The sequence below is a fragment of the Streptomyces abikoensis genome (assembly GCF_014648775.1).
GTDB classification, from domain to species: domain Bacteria; phylum Actinomycetota; class Actinomycetes; order Streptomycetales; family Streptomycetaceae; genus Streptomyces; species Streptomyces abikoensis.
This window is the reverse complement of record NZ_BMRT01000002.1, coordinates 98,209-117,306: the sequence shown is the minus strand read 5'-3', so window position 1 is coordinate 117,306 and position 19,098 is coordinate 98,209. Positions and strand designations below refer to the sequence as shown.

Here is a 19,098-nt window from a genome sequence, read left to right as displayed (position 1 = left end):
GTCGCTCAGACCCCCACGGCCTCCTCCATCTCCTCCTCCGCGGCCTCGGCGGCCGCCGAGGGAGCCACGGGCGCCGCGGGCCGGGCGCGCCGGGCCTCGGTGGCCCAGGCCGCGCAGACGGCCACGATGCCGGCGAGCAGCCACAGCGCCAGCGTCCACACGTGCCCGCCCAGGCCCGCATGGTCGAAGTAGACGAGGCTGCGTACGCCCTCGACGAACCCGGCGCCGTTCCAGAAGGAGTGCAGCGCGGCGAAGAAGCCGTTCTGCAGCTCGGGGCGGTAGACGCCGCCCGCGCTGGTGAAGTTGAGCATGACGAAGAGGACCATCACGCCCAGCGTCGTCCAGCGCTTGAGGAAGGTGTGGAGTCCGGTGCCGACGAGCAGGACGCCCGCGCAGTAGACCCACGCCATGGCCCACAGTCCCGGCAGGCCCTGGTCGACCAGGCGGAAGACGGGCCCGGCGAAGACCGTGCCGATCACGCTGACGACGAGCGACATGGCACCGGCGAGCGCGATCCGCAGCCGCATCGGCAGCACCGCGCCCGCTCCGCCGATCACGGCGACGGAGGCGTACGAGCCGATGCTCAGCGCGACCAGCAGGAAGAAGATGCCCTGCCCGGTGGGGTCGCCCTCGGCGGGCGGCACCACGTCGGTGACCTTCAGCGGGGCGCCCTGGCGCGCGGCCACGGGCTGGAAGACCTTCTGCACGGCGACGGCCGTGGTGTCCGAGCCTGCCGAGGCGGTCAGCAGCTCGGGGGAGCGCCTGCCGGGCACGTACGCGCCGAAGATCTTCTGGTCCTTGAGCTGCCGGACCGCTTCCTCGCGGTCGGCGACGGTCCGTACGGCGAGGCGGTCGCCCGCCTTGTCGCCGATGGTCTGCGCGAGCACCTGGGTCCCGGTGCCGGAGCCCACGACCGCGACGGGCAGCCGGTGCGGCTCCGGGTGGGCGAACGCGCCCAGGTAGGCGAGGCCCATGCCGACGCACATCAGCAGGGGGGTGAGCAGGTGGGTCAGCACATGACGCAGTGCGCCGCCGTTGGTGGATCTCATCGACACCCTCAAGATAGTTGGCAAATACAACTCTTCCTTCAAGTTGTACTCTACAACCACATGGCCTGAAAGGAGTCCCCGTGCCCCACCGTGACGAGTCCGTGGAGATCATCCAGCGGGAGCTGACCGCCTTCGCCCGCCGCGCCCGCGCCTCGGCGGCGCGGATGCACCCCGAGCTCTCCCTGGTCTCCTACACCCTGCTCTCCCACCTCGAGGACCAGCGGGGCTGCCGCGCCACCGACCTCGCGGCCCACTACCTCCTGGACAAGTCCACGGTCAGCCGGCAGATCGCCACGCTGGAGCGCCTCGATCTCGTCGAACGCCGCGTCGACCCCGACGATCAGCGCGTTCAGGTGCTCCATCTCACGGCGGCGGGCCGGGAGACCCTCGCCCAGGTCGCCGCGCGACGCCACGCGGCCTTCCAGGAGCGCCTCGCCGACTGGAACGAGGACGACCTCGCCGGCTTCGCCGCCCAGCTCCTGCGCTACAACGCGGCGCACGATTCGTCCGGGGGTGCGTAGGCGTCGCCGGGAGCGGTCTTCGACGGTGATCGAAGCGCTCGACGGTGCTCACCAAGGGTGCGGATGATATCGCTGTCGGTGGCGGTGAGGCGACTGCTTCAGGACACCGCCGCCGCCTTACGTGACCGTCGCAGAAAAGGACGCACCATGCGAATCGTCTCCGCCGTCACCATGTCCCTCATCGCGCTCGTCCTGCCCGCCACCAGCGCCTTCGCCGCCCCGGCCGCCGGCCCACCGGCCTGCCCCAGCGGCTCGGTCTGCTTCTTCAGCGGCTCGGACTACCACGGCTCCAGCTGGGAGTGGACGGCCTCCAGCGGCTACCGGGACATGCCCCCGGCCCTCCACGACAACGTCGGCTCCTTCGTGGCGAGCACCGACGCCTGCTTCATCAACTGGGACCCGAAGGAGACCCGCCAGGTGCACAACGGCGACTGGCGCAGGGCGTACGGGGGCGACTTCGGGGGCCGGATCGACGGGGTCAACGGGGGCAACTGCTGACGTGTTGACCCGCTGAAACGCCCGCGGGTCCCGGCAGGGGAGGCCGGGACCCGCAGGCGGCGCGACAGCGGCGACGTCAGGCGGCGGCCACCGCCGCCGGCGTCACCGTCTCCGTCTCCGCCTCCGTCCCCGGACGCGTCTCCGGCTCCTGGTCGCGCAGCCCCTTGAGGAGGACGACCAGCGCCGCGCCGACCGCCGTGCCCGCCGCGATCGCGACGAGGTACAGCAGCGGCTGCCCGATCAGCGGGACGACGAAGGCGCCACCGTGCGGGGCCCGCAGGGTGCAGCCGAACGCCATGGACAGGGCGCCCGTCACCGCGCCGCCCGCCATCGCGGACGGGATCACCCGCAGGGGATCCGCCGCCGCGAAGGGGATCGCGCCCTCGGTGATGAAGGAGGCGCCCAGTACCCACGCGGCCTTCCCGTTCTCCCGCTCGGCGCGGGTGAACAGCCGGCCGCGCACGGCCGTGGCCAGGGCCATCGCCAGCGGCGGCACCATCCCGGCCGCCATGACCGCCGCCATCACCTTCAGGCTGCCCGCGTTGGGGTCGGCCAGCCCGCCGACCGCGAAGGTGTAGGCGCACTTGTTCAGCGGGCCGCCGAGGTCGAAGCACATCATCAGGCCCAGCACCGCGCCCAGGACGACCGCGTTCGTCCCCGACAGGCCGCCCAGCCAGTCGGTGAGCGCCTTCTGCAGCGCGGCGACCGGCTTGCCGACCACCAGGAACATCAGGAACCCGACCACCGCCGACGAGAGCAGCGGAATCACCACCACGGGCATGATGCCGCGCAGCGCGGGCGGCACGGCCACCCGCCGGACGCCCAGGACGGCCGTCCCCGCGAGGAGACCGGCGATCAGCCCGCCCAGGAAGCCCGCGTTCACGGTGAGGGCGATCGACCCGCCGACGAAACCGGGCACGAGACCGGGCCGGTCGGCCATCCCGTAGGCGATGTAGCCCGCCAGCACCGGCACCAGGAACGCGAAGGCGGCCCCACCGGTCTGGAAGAACAGCGCGGCCCAGCTCGCGGACTCGGTCCACAGGAAGTGGTCGGCGACGGACGGCGCCTTGTTCACCTGGTAGCCCCCGACGGCGAAGGCCAGGGCGATCAGCAGACCGCCCGCCGCGACGAACGGCACCATGTGGCTCACGCCCGTCATCAGCCACGTGCGCAGCCGGGTACCGAATCCGTCGCCCGCCCGGGCCCCGGCGTCCATGGGCGCGGTGGCCGCGCGCGCCGCCGCGCGGACCTCGGCGATCAGCTCGCCGGGCCGGTTGACGCCCGCCTTCACCCCGACGTCCACGGTGGGCTTGCCCGCGAAACGGGCCCGCTCCCGCACCTCCACGTCATGGGCGAGGATCACACCGTCGGCCGCCGCGACGACCGCCGGATCGAGCCGCGTGAACCCGGCGGAGCCCTGCGTCTCGACGTCGATCACCACCCCCGCCTCCCCGGCGGCCCGCCGCAGGGCCTCGGCCGCCATATAGGTGTGGGCGATGCCGGTCGGGCAGGACGTGACGGCGACGATCCGGAACGGCCGCGGTCCGTGTGCATCGCCCACGGCCGGCGCCGCCGACTCCGCCCCGGCCGGCCGCACGGCGGCCTCGCCGCCGCGGGGGGTGCCGGCCGGGGCGGGGGCCTGGGCGGTTTCCACGGTCCCGGCTACGCCTGGGCGCGGGGCCGTCTCCGAGGCCGTGGCCGGGTCCGGCGCCTGGGCGGCCCCCAGGGCCCCGGCCGGGTCGGCGGCCTGGGCTGTTTCCGGCGTCTGGGCGATCTCCGAAGCCCGGGCCCGGTCCAGGGCCTGAGCCGGCTCCGGAGCCCTGGCCGGGTCCAGGGTCTGGGCTGTCTCCGGGGCTGCGGCCAACTCCGGGCCCCGGGCCGTCTCCGTGGCCGGGTCCGGTGCCCTGGCCGGGTCGGGGGCCTGGGCCCTCGCCGGGGTCCCGGCCACGCCCTGGACCCGGGCCGTCTCCGAGGCCACGCCCGGGGCCGGAGACCCGGCCGGCTCCCGCAGCCCGGGCGGCTGCCCCGCCCGGGCCTCCTCCCGCGCCGGAGGCGCGCCACCGCGCAGCAGTGCGGCGACCGCCTCCGCGCTCTCCGCCGCCCGTAGGGCGGTCGTGAACTCCGGGTTCATCAGCTGCCGCGCCAGCGCCGACAGGATGGTGAGGTGGTCGCTGTCGGCGCCCGCCGGGGCGGCTATCAGGAAGATCAGGTCCGCCGGGCCGTCCGGCGCCCCGAAGTCGATCCCGGCGGACGCGCGGCCGAAGGCCAGCGTGGGCTCGGTGACGTGCTCGCTGCGGCAGTGGGGGATGCCGATGCCGCCGTCGAGTCCCGTCGGCATCTGGGCCTCGCGCGCGGCCACGTCGGCCAGGAAGCCCTCCAGGTCCGTGACGCGGCCCAGCGCCCGCATCCGTTCGGCGAGCGAGCGCGCCGCCGCTTCCTTCGTCCCGGCGGACAGGTCCAGATCGACCAGTCCGGCAGTGATCAGTTCACTCATCGCGGGCTCCCTTGCACGCGCTGACGCCCGGCGGGCGGTGGTGGACAGTCGGCCAGCGCGCGGTCGTACGGCACCGTCGCCGTGACCGTCACCGCCGCCGGCACGAGATCGGCCGGGCCCGGCATCACACTGCCGGGCAGGCCCACGGCCGCCGCGCCGTGCGCGAGGGCCGAGGCCAGGGCGCCGGGGCCGCTACCCCCGGCGGTGAGGAAGCCGGCCAGGGACGCGTCACCCGCCCCGACATCGCTGCGCACGACGGCGACGGGCGCCGTCCCGAAGTGCGTACCGCTGTCGTCGACCAGCAACTGCCCGTCCGCGCCGAGGCTGGCCAGGACCGCCCGCGCGCCCAGGGCCCGCAGCTCCGCCGCCGCGTCGGCCACGTCGCCGATCGTGGCCAGCGGACGGCCGACGGCCTGGGCGAGCTCGTGGACGTTGGGCTTGACGACGTCCGGGCGCTCCCGCAGGGCCGCGGTGAGGGCGGGCCCCGAGGTGTCCAGCGCGATCCGGGACCCGCCCGCGTGCGCGGCGGCCACGAGCCGCCCGTACCACTCGGGGGCCAGGCCGCGCGGCAGGCTGCCGCAGCAGGCCACCCAGTCCGCACGGGCCGACCGCGCCCCCACGGCGGCGAGCAGGGCGTCCGCCTCGGCCGGGGCCAGCACGGGACCCGCGGCGTTGATCTTGGTGAGGGTGCCGTCCGGCTCGGCCACGGCGACGTTCACGCGCGTCGAGCCGTGGACGGGCACGCCCGCCACCTCGATGCCGTGCTCGTCCAGCAGCCGCTCCAGCAGCTCACCCTCCGCGCCGCCGAGCGGCAGCACCGCGACCGTGCGCCGCCCGGCGGCCGCCACGGCACGCGAGACGTTGACGCCCTTGCCACCGGGGTCCACCCGGTCGGCACCGGCCCGCAACACCGCGCCGCGCTCCAGCCGGGGCACCTCGAAGGTGCGGTCCAGGCTGGGATTGGGAGTGACGGTGACGATCACGCGCGGACCACCGCCGGCCCGGCCAGCTCGACGGCCCGGGCGTCCTCGGCCGACAGGCCCGCGTCGGTGACGACCACATCCACGTCGGCCAGGTCCCCGAAGCGCGCGAAGTGCCGCCGGCCGTACTTGCCGGAGTCGGCGAGCAGCACCACACGCCGCGCCGCGCCCGCCACCGCCCGCTTGACGGCGGCCTCCGCCAGATCGGGCGTGGTCAGACCGCCGTCGAGCGAGAAACCGTTGGTCGCCAGGAAGGCGACGTCCGCGTGGATCTCGGCGTAGGCGCGCAGCGCCCACTCGTCCACGGCGGCGCGCGTCCGGCGCCGCACCCGGCCACCGACCAGGTGCAGCGCGATGCCCGGGTGGTCGGCCAGCCGGGCGGCGACCGGCAGGGCATGGGTGACGACGGTGAGGGAGGAGTCCAGGGGGAGCAGGCCGGCGAGGCGGGCGGCCGTCGTGCCCGCGTCGATGATCACGCTGCCGTCGGCGGGGAGCTCGGCGAGCGCGGCCCGCGCGATGGCGTCCTTCTCGTCCGCCGCCGTGGTCTCGCGCTCGGCGAGATCCGGCTCGAAGTCGAGCCGCCCGGCGGGGATGGCGCCACCGTGGACCCGCCGGACGAGCCCGGCCCGGTCGAGGGCCTTGAGGTCGCGCCGCACGGTCTCGGCGGTGACCCGGAAGTCCTCGGCGAGGGAGAGCACCTCCACCCGGCCGCGCTCGCGGGCGAGACGCAGGATCTCCTGCTGACGCTCCGGTGCGTACATGAGGGATTACTTCCGTTCGATGCCCGAATCTGTGGTTTCCGCTCACCTTAGTGGCAGGCTGGCGGAGAAGTAAACAGAAACGGGCAATCAAACGGGCACGATCGGGCATCGCGGTGCGGATCGTCAGCCACAGTTCCCGGCCGGCCGGGACCGGGTGACGAGGTCGGGATACCCGGTGGTGGCGTCGATCCACACCACCTGGGTGCCACCCGCGGCGGCCGCCCCCAACTGCTCACCCCGGTCGCAGGAGACCCGGCCCTTGCGCGAGCCGTCGGTCGAGAACTGCCACAGCCTGGACAGCGTGTCGTTGCGGAGGGCGCTGTCCGGCGTCCTCGCCGTGACGGTCACCGCGTCCTCGGAGGCCGTGAGCCCCACGCCGTACAGCGCGTCCTCACCCTGCCCCGGGCTGATGTCCACGACGCCCGTGCCGTCGAGGCCCACGCGCCGCACGGCCGTCCGGGCGCTGTCCTTGACGTCCTCGACCAGCCAGAAGACGTGCTTGCTCGTGATCGCGGTCCGCCCCAGGCCGTGCGGCGTACCGATCTGCGGCAGCACCGTCACCTTGCCGGTCGCGATGTCCAGCAGTTTGGTGTCCTGGCGGTAGACGCCGTGGACGCGGCCCGAGTCGGTGTAGGCGATCCGGCCGTTGCGCAGGGACGGCCGTGCCGTCTCGGCCCAGAGCTTGCCCGACTCCGGGAAGATCCTCGTGGGCTCGATCTCCCCGATGCGCAGGTACACCACACGGTTGCCGCCCTTGCGCATTCCGATCTCGAAGACCACGTCCTTCCCCTCGATCCGGGGCGAGTGGATCCCGTACCGGTCGTCGTACAGCTTCTTGACGGGCCCACCGGCGATCGGCCGCGCCAGGACCTCCACGCGGTTGCCCCGGTACGCCACCCAGACCACCGTTCTGCCGTCGGTGGCCGGCTCGACGTGGTTCCGGCCGTCATTGGGGCTGATCAGCTTCTTCTCGCCCGTGCCGTCCGTACGCCCGGCCCAGACCGAGTTGGCCTCGGTGCCGCTCTCGTTCGAGGCCGGCGCGACCCACCAGCCACCGCCCGCGCCCACGTTCGTCCTGCTGCTGGTGACCCTGCCGAGGAGCCGGTCGGTGTCCACGCCGATGGCGAGCTCCCAGCCGGGGACGATGCCGTGGGCCGTGAAGGCCCGTTCGACGGCCCTGAGATCCCTGCCCGTGACGCCGAGTTCCCCGGCGGCGGCGATGACGGCGTCGCGGCCCTCGGTGAAGCCGTCCAGCGGGGTCATATAGCCGGTGAGCGCCCGGTGGACGATCCTGTCGGCGAGGGTGCGGTCCAGGTCCTTGCGGATGTCCCAGAGGGCGCCGGAGAAGATGGTGGAGTTGAGGTGGACGCCGCCGTTGTCGGTGGCGAAGCCCACGCCGAGGAAGGACTTGGCGGTCGTCCTGCCGTCGTTCATGTCCCGGACGGCGCACTCGCGCGGGGATTTGGTGCGGCACAGCGTGTCGCCCAGCAGTCCCGACGCGGGGTCGTCCATGGACGTGCCCCGGGCGTCGGTCTTGACGGCGGCACCGAAGTAGTCCGCGATCGCCCCGGCGAGCGCTCCGGACTGGCCCGCGTGGACGAGCCCGGCGGTGCGCTCGACGACGCCCTGCGTCATCACGTGGCCGACCACGTCCAGGGCGGCGGAGAACGGGCGGTACTCCGCGTCACCGTTGCCGTACGCCGCCTTGGTGCCGTCCCAGAAGGCGTTCTTGAGCGGGTGCCCGTAGTCCCAGACGCCCACCAGGGAGTTGACCCCCATGCCCCGGCCGTCGATGCCGTCCCGGCCGAGGACGGACGTGTAGTAGTCCTGGACCTTGCCCGCCGCCCAGTGGGCGTCGACCGCGCCGGTCTCGGTGGCCTCCTTGCCGAAGGCCGGGGTCGCCGAGCCGAACTCCTTGAGCCCGGCCGGCCAGGTGCCGGCCAGCTCGTCGGCGCTCCTCCGGCGTGCGTCCCAGGTGGCGATGGGCTTCCCGGAGCCGTCCCGCGTCCGGGAGTAGTCGCGCATGACGTATTCCTTGCGCGCCTCGTCGCGGTCCAGCCGCAGCTCGACGGTCGACCCGTCCGCCCTGACGCCGGAGCCCAGTGTCGCGGGCCCCGGCGCGGGCGGCTGGGGCGCGTCGGGGGTGCCGCCGGAGTCGTACGGGCCGGTGGGGAAGCGGCGCGCGGGCACGTCGAACGTCCTGATACTGCTGTACTCGAGGACCGGATAGCCGTCGGCGGCGTCGATGTAGACCTCGTCCAGCACCGGCGCCCCGGAGGTCGGGTCCTTGCCGCGCACGGTGACGTGCCGGGCGAGCACGCCCGTACCCCTGGGCAGGACGACCAGGCCGCGCGCGGTGCCGGTCAGCGGCTCCTCCTGTGCCTGCCGGGCGTCGAGCCGTGTGAGCGTGGCGTCGACGGCCCGCTCGACAGCGATTTCCTCACTCACCTCGGGCGTGGTGTCGGTGGTCAGCGCTGTGAAGTACTTGCCTGACGTGCCGGTCACCACACGTTTACCGCTCTGACGCTGCATGCGAACGACGTACTGCCCGCCGAGGACATCGACACCGTGATGCTTCTGCTGGAACCGCACCGTCTCCGAGGTTCCGGAGGCGGTGGTCCGCAGGGGCGCCAGGTCACCCTTCCCCTGGGCGGCGAGGTGGCCGAGCGCCACGTCCACGGCGCTCCCGGTGGCCGCCGTCGGCGGCCCGTCGACCGCGTCGGCGGGTGCCCCCGAAACGACGAGTGCGGCGGCGCTGATCAGCGCCGCCGCACTCGTGAATGAAGCTCTCGGTCTTGCCGTCCGTCTTGCCGTCCGTGCTCTGGGCTCGCGCAAGGTCTCCCCCTCCGACAGCAGGAACAACTGTGGGCGGAGCCATGCAAGCGGTGGCACGTCGGCCCATCAATGGGCCGGGTGATTGCGCGAGTGGAATCAGGCCTTGATCAGTACGCGGAGTTGACGTTGTCCATGGAGCCGTACTTGTCGGCGGCGTAGGCGCAGGAGGCGGTGATGTTGGCGACCGGGTCGTAGATGTCCCAGGAGGTGCCCTCGACGTGATACGCCTTGAACGTCGGGTCGATGATCTGCAGCAGACCCTTCGACGGCACACCGTTGACGGCGTTGACGTCCCAGTCGTTGATCGCACGCGGGTTACCCGTGGACTCACGCATGACGTTGCGCTTGATGCCGTCGTAGGAGGCCGGGATGCCCTTGGCGCGCAGGATGTCCATGGACTCCTTGATCCAGCCGTCCAGGTTGTCCGCGTAGGCCTTGGGGGCCGGGGCGGCGGGCTTGGCGGCGGGGGCGGCGGGCTTGAGGGCCTTGCGCTCGGTGGAACGGTTGGCGCGCTCCTGGTCGGCCTTGGCCTTCGCGTCGGCCTTGGCCTTGGCGTCGGCGGCGGCCTTGTCGGCGGCGGCCTTCGTGGCGGCTGCGGCGGTGGTCTTGGCCTGCGCGATGGCGGCGTCCGTCTGCTGGGCGATCTCGGCCTGCTGGGTCTCGCCGAAGGAGCCGGCGCTCTGCGCGACCGTCTTCAGGGTGTGGGTGTCGGCGGCGGTGGCCGGGACGGCGGCCAGGGCGACGGCGGCACCGGCGGCGGCGGTGACGACAGCGGCGGAGATCTTGTGGGCCTTGGGCAGACGGGTATAGCCGGAGGAGATGGTGGAGCGCATAACTGAGCTGAACCTTCCAATCGCGTAGTCGCCGGTGGCCGTCATTGGCGCGAGGAGAGCGCCGTTTCTCGGTCGACGGCGCCAGGCGACCCCGTAATTGTTAGCGGCCGGAAAACCCGCTGGCAAAGGTGTGACCTACTACGCCACACCCAAGAAAACCAGGTTCAGACCATCCGTGAATGTCTACTTTGCCCCGCCGCGCAGAAGCGCCCGCCACTAACCCACCTCGTAAGTGAGCCAGGTCTCATGGCCGGGCTCACATCGCGGCCCCCTCGTCGTCACCGCACGTCATGTGGCATGCGCGTGGCGTGCGTGGAAGATGCCCCAGCGGAGCAGGTCGTCGCGGCAGGCGTCCACCCACAGGGGCAGGTTCTCCAGGAGACCCGCCAGATAGCCGGCGCTGATGACGTCCCCGAGCTCCGTCGCCCGGTGCCGGGTCTCCTCGGTGAGCCGTGTGTAGTGGGTGAGCAGCTGCTCGCTCCGGTCGTCGAAGTCGACGCGCGCCAGCCCGAGCGCCGTGAGCCCGCCGCGGTAGAACGAAGGGGTGGCCAGGGCGTCCACCTCCAGCCGCGCGATCGTCCGGCTCAGGGCCTCCGGAGGGGTGTCCTCGGCCGCCATCAGGTCGGTGAAGACCAGGTCGCCCCGGGGTGTCAGCACGCGGACCGCCTCGCGCAGCAGCCCCTGGCGATCGCCGCTGTGGCAGAAGGCCTCCTGGGACCACACCACGTCGAAGTGCCCGTCCGGGAAGGGGATGTCCTGGAACGAACCCGTGACGACCTCGATGAGGCCGTCCAGCCCGCGCTCGGCGTTGACCCTGCGGTGGTGCTCGTTCTGGTTCTCGCTGATGTTGAGGGCGACGACGCGGCAACCGAAGCGTTCGGCCAGGTAGCGGGTGGGCCCGCCGTAGCCGGAGCCCAGGTCGAGGATCCGGCACTCCGGGCCGAGCCGGGCGAGGCGTTCCGCGATCTTGTCGGCCGCCCGCTCGATCGTCCGGTGGGAGGCGGCCGCGACGGGCTCCCGCTCGTGGGCGTAGATCCCGGTGTGGATGTCCTCGCCGCCCCACATCCGGGCGTAGAAGGCGTCGACGTCACCGGTGTCGTAGTAGCGTCGCGCCGCGGCGGCGGGGTCCGTGCTGTCGTGAGGCATGGTCGTGTCCTTGCGCGGTCGGTTCGTTTCGCGGGGTCGTCGTGGATGCCCGGCTCATGTGTCGCCGGGGAGCAGTAGCCGCAGCAGTTCGCGGCAGGCGGCCGGCTCGTCCGACGCGGGGAAGCGCGCCGTCACGGCGTACTCCCCGCGTTCGAAGAGACCGGTCTCCCACATGCCGGCGCGCAGCCGCAGGAAGTGGAAGTCGGGGAGCGGCGCCGTGGGCTCGTGAACGCCCTCGACGGAGTAGAGGCGGTCGTTCACCCCCGCCGCGCGCAGCGCCGCGCACGCCCGCCGCCGGTCCAGCGGTTCGGTCATCCGGTCGTGGCGCTCGTGTCGGCGCTCGTGCCGGTATTCGCGTCGGCGCGCTTGAGGTAGCCGTTGTCCACCAGCCACTTCACGCTGAGCTTCGGGGTGGGGGCGCCGGGTACCAGGGCCGGGTCGAGCTGGATCTGCCGGCCCCCGCCGGGCTGCTCGAACCACGCGGCGATGCCGCCCTGCCAGACCGTGAAGGACTTGGCGACGGTGTAGACGTGGTAGTTGCAGGGGTACTTGTCATCGATGGTCTGCAGGCTGTCCGGCGGCAGGGCGCGCTGGGAGTACGGGGCGCCGGCGGGGGCGAGGAAGGAGCCGCCCTCGTGGCCGAAGCGGTCGAGCTTCTGGCCGGCCTTGAGCTGGGTCTTGTTCTTGTCGAGCTTGCCGCCGCGCTTGGCGAAGCCGTCGTCCGGCGGGTACTTCCAGGTGGGCTTGCCCGTCCAGAAGGCGCTCAGGAACGCGTCGGGCTTGAGGCTTCCGGTTCTCTTGTAGCCCTTGAGCAGCGGTCCGACGGGCTTCGTCAAGGGGCCGGGGAGGGTATCGGCGGCGGGGCCGAGCTGGGGGTTCTTCGTGTCGAACGCGCCCGTGCACAGCTTGGCCCGGAGATCGGCGGTCTTCGTCCCGCCGCCCGCTCCCGTCTCCGCCGGAGCGGCGGTCGCCGGCCCGGTGAGCAGCGCACCGGTCAGGGTCGCTCCGCAGACCGCCGCGAGTAAGCGTATTCGGGTGTTCATGCTTCCCTCTTCCTTCCGGTACACGAAGAGCACGGGAACCCCATGGGTCACCGTGCTCCCGCATGTTCTCCCGGACCCCGGCCGCACAGGCAGACCAAGATCAGCCAGATGAAGAGGAGGGAAGAATTCCGGCCGGGTCGGCTCAGCGTCCCGGGACGCTCGCCTTCTTGCCGGACCGGTCGAGGGCGACCGGGATCGTCTGCGTCTCGACACTGCGCTTCTGCCGGCCGTCGAGCGGCTTCTGGACAGCGTTGATGTTGAGGGACACGCCCTGGCCGCCGCTGAACTTGCCGCTCGCGAAGGCGCTCACGCCGTCCGCCGTGATCTCGTAGCCGGTCACGTCGACGATGCCGTGGTCCCGGCAGTCACGGAGGACCTGCTCGACGGGGACGAACCACAGCCAGTGGTTGTCGCCGTCGTGGTTGAGGTCGACCTTCTCGTTGAACCAGATGGCCACGCTTCCGCTGAGGTTGACGGTGGCGGTCCAGTCGATGTCGTACTTCTGGGTGCCGACCACGAGCGACGCCTCGACGACCGACTTCGCGGGGATCTTCAGCGGGAGGTCGACGCTCCAGTTCTGCGTCTCCTTGTGGGTGTACTCCTGCGTGGAGGAGAGGCTGGCCTCGATCGACGTGGTCTCGCTGACCTTGGCGACGGCGGGGATCTCCGCGGAGACCTCCATGGTCACGCCGATCTTCAGCGACTCGGTGACCGAGATCCGCAGGTCCTGCTCGGTGGTCTTGCTCTGCTTGTAGGTGACCTGCTGCTCGACGTCCGTGCCGTTGCGGTAGTTGGTGGCGACGGAGCTGACCTGACCCGGCACGGGGGAGGGGGCGTTGGGGTCGTAGACGATGCCGCTGTACTTCGCGGAGACCTGGTACTTGTGGTAGTCGCCGAGGGCGCTCTGCTTGCCGTAGTCGGTGGACGCGGTGAAGCGGCAGCCGTTCGACTTGGGGAATCTCTCCCGGGCCAGCCACTTCCCCCACTCGTCCGTTATCTCCTGGAGCGAGCGGACGGCGCCTTTGCCCTTGGCGCTCGCCTGCGCGCGGGGAGCGGCGCCGGCCGCGCTCGCGGTCGCGACGGACAGGGGGACGGCGGCGGCGACTCCGACGGCGGGGGCGAGGGCGAGAACGCGTCGCCTGGAGACATAACTCATTGAATTCCGTACCTTCTTGGGGTTGGTGGCGGAGGAGCGAGTTGCTTGTCGATCATTGGATTCCGCTTACGCCGGTGCCGCCTAGGGACTTTGGTCCCGAAAACCCCGAGGGCGTCATTAAGTAACTTAAGAATCTCCCCACTTGGTCACGCCGTGCCGTCGCGCGGACGCGGACGGCCACGGACCGGTGAATTCACGGCTCAGCGGAGGGCGAAGCGCGCCGGGGGCGCGCACCGGTCCTCGACGACGTCGGCCACGTACTCGCCCCACGCCGGCCCGTGTTTGAAGCCGTGACCGGAGTCGCCGCCCACCAGCCATACGTCCCGGCGGCCCGGATGCCGGGCGAGCAGGAAGTGCTCGTCCGGGGTCACCGCGTACGAGCAGACCTCGCGGCGCAGGACGGGGGAGTCGGCGAGGTGGGGGAGCCGGGCGCGGAGGTAGTCCCGCAGGGCAGGGGGGATCTCCCCGGGGGACGGATCCGTGGCGGCGCGCGGGTCGGTCTCCACGTCCGGTACGACCTTGACGCCGAGCTCCCCTACCGCGGGGATCCCGTAGCAGCCGTGCTCCCGGTCCAGCCAGGCCGGCCGGCCCCCGGACCCGGACTCGTACCCGGTCCCAGCCCCGGACCCGGTGCCCGCCTCGCCCTTCGCCCACGGGCCCCGAGGCCGCACGTACCAGCAGTCCTGGCGGTACGGGCGGACCGAGGTCAGCCCGGGGAACAGCGCGGGCAGCGCCGGCCCGACCGCCCAGACCGTCAGGTCGGCGCGCAGCGGCTCGCCGTCCACGACGGCCGTGCCGCCGTCGGGCACGGCGGCCCCGCGCAGCAGCTCCGCCCCCCGCTCCCGGGCGGAACCGGCGAGCGCGCGCGTCGCCGCCCGCGCCAGGAGCACGCCGGCCTCCGGCTCGAACAGGGCCGTACCGGTCCCGCCGCCGGCGAAACCCGGGAAGCGACGGGTCACGGCAGCGCCGGTCAGCGTCTCGACCGGCACGCCGAGGCGGCGCAGCGCTGCCGCGCTCGCCCGTTCCCAGTCGTCGCCGTCGCGGGGGCCCAGGGTGAGGACGCCGGTGGGCAGCAGGAGCCGCCGGCCGGACTCCCGTTCCAGCTCCCGCCACCCCGTGGCCGCCCGGTGGGCGAGGCCCGTGTACCAGTCGTCCGTGCCGTGGGAGAGCCGCAGGATGCGGGTCTCCGCACTGGACGGGCCTTCCGTGCCGGGTTCGTTGGGGTCGAGGACGCGTACCGACCAGCCGCGGAGGGCGAGCGCGCGGGCGGTGGCCAGACCGAAGACCCCCGCCCCGACCACCAGGGCCGTACGGGTCACGACGCCATGACCCGCGCTTCGAGGTCGGCGGGCAGCGGCGCGAAGAAGCGGGCCGCGGTGTCGACGCGCACGCCGGCGGCGGGCGTCCGGACGCCGTCCCAGCGCGGCTCGCCCGTCTCGCCGAGGGCGGTCCACAGCCGGCTCGCGAAGTCCGGCATCACCGGGTGGGCGAGCTGGGCGAGCGTCCGCGCGGCCGCGGCCTCGGCGGCGAGCGCGGCGCCGGCCCGGCCGGAGCCCGTGCCCGAGTCCCGGGTGCGGCTCTGGGAGGCGGCGAAGTCCTGGGCGAGGCTGACCAGTTCGCGCAGCAGTCGGGTGGCGCGGCGGGGGGAGAAGTCCGCGGCGGAGTAGGCGTTCAGGCAGTCCTCGGCGAGGCGCTCCAGCAGCCGCAGGAACCGCTCCTGGGAGGGCAGGGGGTCGCCCGCCGGTATCGCGCCGCCGGCCTGCGTCTCGATCCGGGTGAACAGGTCGGTCAGCCAGGACTGCCAGCGCCCGGCCAGCTCGCCGTCGGCCAGCTCGTGGAAGCGCTCCCAGCCGAACGAGGTCCGCTCGCTCTCGGGGCGGTCGTGGGAGAGGACGAAACGCGCGGTGTCGGCGGGCACGGCCGCAAGCAGGTCGTTCGCCCAGACCGCGTGGCGGCGGCTGGTGGAGAACTTGGACGAGCCCAGCTGGTAGAACTCGTTGGTCACCAGCGCCCGGGGCAGCTGGAAGTCGGGGTCGTAGGCCATCAGCAGCGCCGGCTGGAGCAGGGCGTGGAAGTAGCCGTTGTCGAAGCCGAAGAACTGGACGATCTCGGTCCGCGGGTCGTTCCACACCGAACGCCACTCGTCCGCGTCCCGGCCCGACGCACGCAGACCCTCGGCCAGCTCGGCGAAGTAGCCGGGCATCATCTCGGCCCAGACGTAGATCCGGTGGTCCTCGAAGCCGGGGACGGGCATCGGCAGGCCCCAGTCGGTGGGGTGGCCGACGGGGATGTCGGGCAGGCCCCGCTCGATCATGTCCGCGCACAGGGCCTCCAGCTGGGGGCTCATGGCGGTGGCCGCGTGGAAGGCGCGCAGCCGGTCGGCGTACTCGCTCAAGGGGAAGACCAGCCGCTCGACGGGCCGCTCCTCGGGCGTGCCGCCGCAGGCGTTGCAGACGGGGGCGACGACGTCGGTGACCCGGTTGGGCAGCGCGCAGTTCTCGCAGGAGTTGCCGTCGCTGGCGCTGCCGCAGTGCGGGCACTTGCCGGTGAGGTGGGCCTCGAAGAGGTAGCGCTCGCAGTCGCCGCAGAACAGGGCCTGCTCGGTGCGGACGCGCAGCGCCCCCCGGTCGTGCAGCCGGGCGAAGAACTCGGCGACGATGTCCCGGTGGAGCTCCGAGCGCCAGGGGCGGACGTAGGCGTCGGGCGTGAAGCGGGCGGAGTCGAAGATCCGGGCGATCTCGTCGGCGAAGCCTTCCGCCATCTCCAGGGGGTCGGTGCCGTCCCGGCGGGCCTTGGTGGGCACATAGCTCTGGTGGAGGTCGGAGCCGGTCACGAACAGGCCGTCGGCGCCGAGCAGGCGGTGGGCGCGGATCCGGATGTCGGCGCCCGAGTAGGGGCCCGACAGGTGGCCGAGGTGGAGGTCGCCGTTGGGCGTGGGCGGTGCGGCGGTGACCAGGGTGAACGAGGACATGGCGGGGCTCCGGGTCGGAAGTCTCGGCGGAGAGGGTGTGCGGACGGCGGCGGGACTCAGAGGCCGATGGGACTCAGAGGTCGATGGGGCCGTGGTCCGTGGGCCAGTAGACGGAGAGGAAGACCAGCCGCTCGGTGTCGCTGGTGTTGCGCACGTGGTGGAGGCTGCCGGCCGGGAGCAGCGCGGTGACCTCGGGGCCGACCTCGCACTCCTCGCCGTCGACGGTCAGGACGCCGTGGCCGGAGAGGAACACGAACATCTCGTGGTCCTCGTGGTGGTGCGGATCGGTGGCTCCGCCCGGCTCGACCACGGCGCGGCCCACGCCCCAGGGAGCGAGTTCCTCACCGCCGTTGGGGTAGATCTGCTGGAAACGGATGCCGTAGGCGTCGACCAGCTGGTCTTCGCCCGTCTTCCTGATCAGCATGGCTGCTCCGGAGGGTTGGGAAGCGGGAAGCGGAACGGGGGATCAGCGGTGGGCGGCCGAGCCGGCCGGGTCGCCGGCGCCGTCGGCGGACCGTCCGGCGCGTGGGATCCCGAAGGTGGTGAACGCGGTGCGCGAGGGCAGCGGGTGGACCTCACGGCCCGTCAGCGTGTTGAGGATGACGGCCGAGCGCCAGGCGGCGAGCCCCAGGTCGGGTGCGCCGACGCCGTGGGTGTGCCGTTCCGCGTTCTGGACGAAGACGGAGCCGGTGACCGGCCCGTCGAGGGCCAGCCGGTAGTCGGCGCCCACCACCGGGCGTCCGGACGAGTCGCGGACGAGGTAGGGGTCGAGGCCGCTCAGCAGGCCGTCGCTGGGGCGCTCGGCGTAGCCGGTGGCGAGGACGACCGCGTCGGTCGTCACCGTCTCGCGGCCGCCCTCCTGGACGTGCTCCAGCTCCAGCTCGATCCGCCCCTCATGGGTCCGTCCGCCGCGGACGGCGGTGGCGGGGCGCAGGACGGCGTCGGGCCAGCCGCCGGTCAGGGTGCGCCGGTAGAGCTCGTCGTGGATGTCGCCGATGGTCTCGCCGCTGATGCCCTTGTACAGCTGCCACTGCTGCGGCAGCAGCCGGTCGCGGGTCTCCTGGGGGAGCCGGCGGAAGAAGCGGGTGTAGTCCGGGGTGAACTGCTCCAGGCCCAGCTTCGAGTACTCCATGGGGGCGAAGGAGGGGGAGCGGCTGATCCACTGGAGACCCTCGGCGCCGTCGGGCCGGGCGCGCAGCAGGTCCAGGAAGACCTCGGCGCCGGACTGGCCGGATCCGATCACGGTGACATGGCGCTTGGTGAGCAGCTCCGCGCGGCGGGAGAGGTAGTCGGCGGAGTGGAAGGCCGGGACGGCCGGGTCGTCCGTCAACGGCCGCAGCACTGACGGAATGGCGGGTTCCGTGCCGATGCCGAGCACCAGGTTGCGGGTGTGGCCCCGGCCGGCCAGGACCTCGTCGCCGTTCTCGTAGGTGTAGTCGACGGTGAACACCTGGTGCCGCTCGTCCCATGCGACGGCGTCGACCTGGTGGCCGAAACGGCACTGGGCCAGTTCCTCGCTCACCCAGCGGCAGTACGCGTCGTACTCGGCGCGGTGGATGTGCAACTGCTCGGAGAAGTAGAACGGGAAGAGCCGCCCGATCGCCTTGAGGTAGCCGAGGAAGGACCAGGGGCTCGTCGGGTCGACCAGGCTCACCAGGTCTGCCAGGAACGGGACTTGGAGCGTCGTGCCGTCGATCATCAGCCCCGGATGCCAGCGGAATTCCTGCGTCCGCTCCAGGAAGGCGGTCCGCAGACCGGGCACGCCGTCGGCCATCGCGGCGAGCGACAGGTTGAACGGGCCGATTCCCACGCCCAGAAGATCGAGCGGCTCCGCCGGGGAGTGCATGTCTGTCGTCATTCCCACTCTTTCGTGCCAGGGGTTCCAGGATCCGGAGGCGGAGGTTCGTCACAGGACGGACCGCTCGAACACCTTTGCCCACGTGGCAGCGAAAGGCAAGTAATCCTTTGGTATTTGCGTTGCTCACGATGGATTCGGCGCGACCGTGGCCTGCGGGGCAAGAGATCTCTTGCCAAAAGCCCGCAGGACGGGCAGGCTGACGCATCGTGTTCGAACATGATCCAGATCAGGCCACCGAACCGTCCGACACCCTCGCCGTGACCGAACGCACCCGCCACCGCCGCCTGCGCGAGCAGGGCAGCACGAGCCGGGCCGAACTCGACGCCATCCTCCGGGCCGGATTCCTGTGCCACCTGGGGGTGATGGTGGACGGCGCACCCATGGTCGTCCCCACCGTCTACGGCGCGGACGGCACCACGGTCTACTTCCACGGCTCCGTAGCCAGCCGCAGCCTCGTCGCCTCGCCCGAGGCCACCGTCTGTCTGACGGTCACTCACGTCGACGGGCTGGTCCTGGCCCGTTCCGTCTTCGAGCACGGCGTCAACTACCGCAGTGCCATGATCTACGGCGTGCCGAGGGCCGTGACCGACCCGGAGGAGAAGCTCGCCGGGCTGCGCTGCCTCACCGAGCACGTCACCCCCGGCCAGTGGGACTACGCCCGCCGGCCCAGCCGCAAGGAACTCGCCGCGACCGCCCTGCTCGCGCTGTCGCTGGACGAGGCCTCGGTGAAGGTCCGCACCGGCCCGCCCGACGACGGCGACGGCCCCGACGCCGAACTGGGCGTCTGGGCGGGCGTCCTGCCGCTGCGGCAGACCTGGGGAGCCCTCGAGGCCGACCCCGCGCTGGCCGAGGGCATAGCCGCCCCCGCCCACCTCGCCGACCGCGTCGACCGCCCGCTCGGCTGACCCCTTCCCGCTCCCGCCCGGCTCCCACGACCGCTCCGCGAGCGTCGG

Annotated in this window: 17 protein-coding genes; 3 read left to right on the top strand and 14 right to left on the bottom strand. The window is 72.6% G+C overall.

Annotated elements, in window-relative coordinates; translation table 11 throughout:
• Window positions 1-5: 5 nt before the first annotated feature.
• Complete coding sequence (locus IE096_RS07415; RefSeq protein WP_189449906.1) at window positions 6-1,049, bottom strand: hypothetical protein; 1,044 nt, start codon at window positions 1,047-1,049, stop codon at window positions 6-8.
• Between the two features lie 80 nt (window positions 1,050-1,129).
• Here IE096_RS07415 and IE096_RS07410 point away from each other — a divergent pair, with 80 nt between their 5' ends.
• Together IE096_RS07410 and IE096_RS07405 are read left to right on the top strand one after the other, a co-directional pair.
• Window positions 1,130-1,570, top strand: coding sequence for a MarR family winged helix-turn-helix transcriptional regulator (locus IE096_RS07410; protein ID WP_229820023.1), 441 nt, complete (start codon window positions 1,130-1,132; stop codon window positions 1,568-1,570).
• A 147-nt stretch (window positions 1,571-1,717) separates the two neighbouring features.
• On the top strand, window positions 1,718-2,068 hold the full coding sequence (locus IE096_RS07405) for a peptidase inhibitor family I36 protein (RefSeq protein WP_189449904.1): 351 nt from the start codon (window positions 1,718-1,720) through the stop codon (window positions 2,066-2,068).
• A gap of 76 nt (window positions 2,069-2,144) precedes the next feature.
• On the opposite strand, the gene IE096_RS07400 is transcribed toward IE096_RS07405, so the two are convergent.
• The 13 genes from IE096_RS07400 to IE096_RS07340 all read right to left on the bottom strand — a co-directional run bounded on the left by IE096_RS07400 (window position 2,145) and on the right by IE096_RS07340 (window position 18,145).
• On the bottom strand, window positions 2,145-4,562 hold the full coding sequence (locus IE096_RS07400; RefSeq protein WP_189449903.1) for a PTS fructose transporter subunit IIABC: 2,418 nt from the start codon (window positions 4,560-4,562) through the stop codon (window positions 2,145-2,147).
• Window positions 4,559-5,545 (bottom strand): 1-phosphofructokinase, encoded by a 987-nt coding sequence (pfkB, locus tag IE096_RS07395; RefSeq protein WP_189449901.1) that lies wholly within the window; start codon window positions 5,543-5,545, stop codon window positions 4,559-4,561. Before pfkB ends, IE096_RS07400 begins: the two co-directional genes overlap by 4 nt.
• Entirely contained in the window at window positions 5,542-6,303 is a 762-nt protein-coding gene (locus IE096_RS07390; RefSeq protein WP_189449900.1) for a DeoR/GlpR family DNA-binding transcription regulator, read from the bottom strand. Before IE096_RS07390 ends, pfkB begins: the two co-directional genes overlap by 4 nt.
• Window positions 6,304-6,426: 123 nt before the next feature.
• Entirely contained in the window at window positions 6,427-8,982 is a 2,556-nt protein-coding gene (locus IE096_RS07385) for a M4 family metallopeptidase (RefSeq protein ID WP_229820022.1), read from the bottom strand.
• Between the two features lie 263 nt (window positions 8,983-9,245).
• On the bottom strand, window positions 9,246-9,971 hold the full coding sequence (locus IE096_RS07380; protein ID WP_189449897.1) for a transglycosylase SLT domain-containing protein: 726 nt from the start codon (window positions 9,969-9,971) through the stop codon (window positions 9,246-9,248).
• A gap of 288 nt (window positions 9,972-10,259) precedes the next feature.
• Window positions 10,260-11,117: an SAM-dependent methyltransferase gene (locus IE096_RS07375; RefSeq protein WP_189449892.1), complete on the bottom strand. Its 858-nt coding sequence runs from the start codon at window positions 11,115-11,117 to the stop codon at window positions 10,260-10,262.
• Window positions 11,118-11,171: 54 nt separating this feature from the next.
• Window positions 11,172-11,432 (bottom strand): hypothetical protein, encoded by a 261-nt coding sequence (locus tag IE096_RS07370; RefSeq protein WP_229820021.1) that lies wholly within the window; start codon window positions 11,430-11,432, stop codon window positions 11,172-11,174.
• On the bottom strand, window positions 11,429-12,160 hold the full coding sequence (locus tag IE096_RS07365; RefSeq protein ID WP_189449890.1) for a TNT domain-containing protein: 732 nt from the start codon (window positions 12,158-12,160) through the stop codon (window positions 11,429-11,431). The genes IE096_RS07370 and IE096_RS07365 overlap by 4 nt, the downstream gene beginning before the upstream one ends.
• A gap of 142 nt (window positions 12,161-12,302) precedes the next feature.
• Window positions 12,303-13,316, bottom strand: coding sequence for an ETX/MTX2 family pore-forming toxin (locus IE096_RS07360; protein ID WP_189449888.1), 1,014 nt, complete (start codon window positions 13,314-13,316; stop codon window positions 12,303-12,305).
• 200 nt (window positions 13,317-13,516) lie between these two features.
• The gene (locus IE096_RS07355; RefSeq protein ID WP_189449886.1) at window positions 13,517-14,635 is read right to left on the bottom strand and encodes an FAD-dependent oxidoreductase; all 1,119 of its coding nucleotides are present in this window, start codon (window positions 14,633-14,635) and stop codon (window positions 13,517-13,519) included.
• Complete coding sequence (locus tag IE096_RS07350) at window positions 14,632-16,287, bottom strand: methionine--tRNA ligase (RefSeq protein ID WP_189449884.1); 1,656 nt, start codon at window positions 16,285-16,287, stop codon at window positions 14,632-14,634. Before IE096_RS07350 ends, IE096_RS07355 begins: the two co-directional genes overlap by 4 nt.
• Window positions 16,288-16,360: 73 nt before the next feature.
• Complete coding sequence (locus IE096_RS07345) at window positions 16,361-16,711, bottom strand: cupin domain-containing protein (protein WP_189449882.1); 351 nt, start codon at window positions 16,709-16,711, stop codon at window positions 16,361-16,363.
• Window positions 16,712-16,753: 42 nt separating this feature from the next.
• Entirely contained in the window at window positions 16,754-18,145 is a 1,392-nt protein-coding gene (locus IE096_RS07340) for a lysine N(6)-hydroxylase/L-ornithine N(5)-oxygenase family protein (protein ID WP_189449880.1), read from the bottom strand.
• 206 nt (window positions 18,146-18,351) lie between these two features.
• Here IE096_RS07340 and IE096_RS07335 point away from each other — a divergent pair, with 206 nt between their 5' ends.
• A complete protein-coding gene (locus IE096_RS07335; protein ID WP_189449878.1) occupies window positions 18,352-19,050 on the top strand; it encodes a pyridoxamine 5'-phosphate oxidase family protein in 699 nt (232 codons plus the stop codon).
• The last annotated feature ends 48 nt before the right edge of the window (window positions 19,051-19,098 follow it).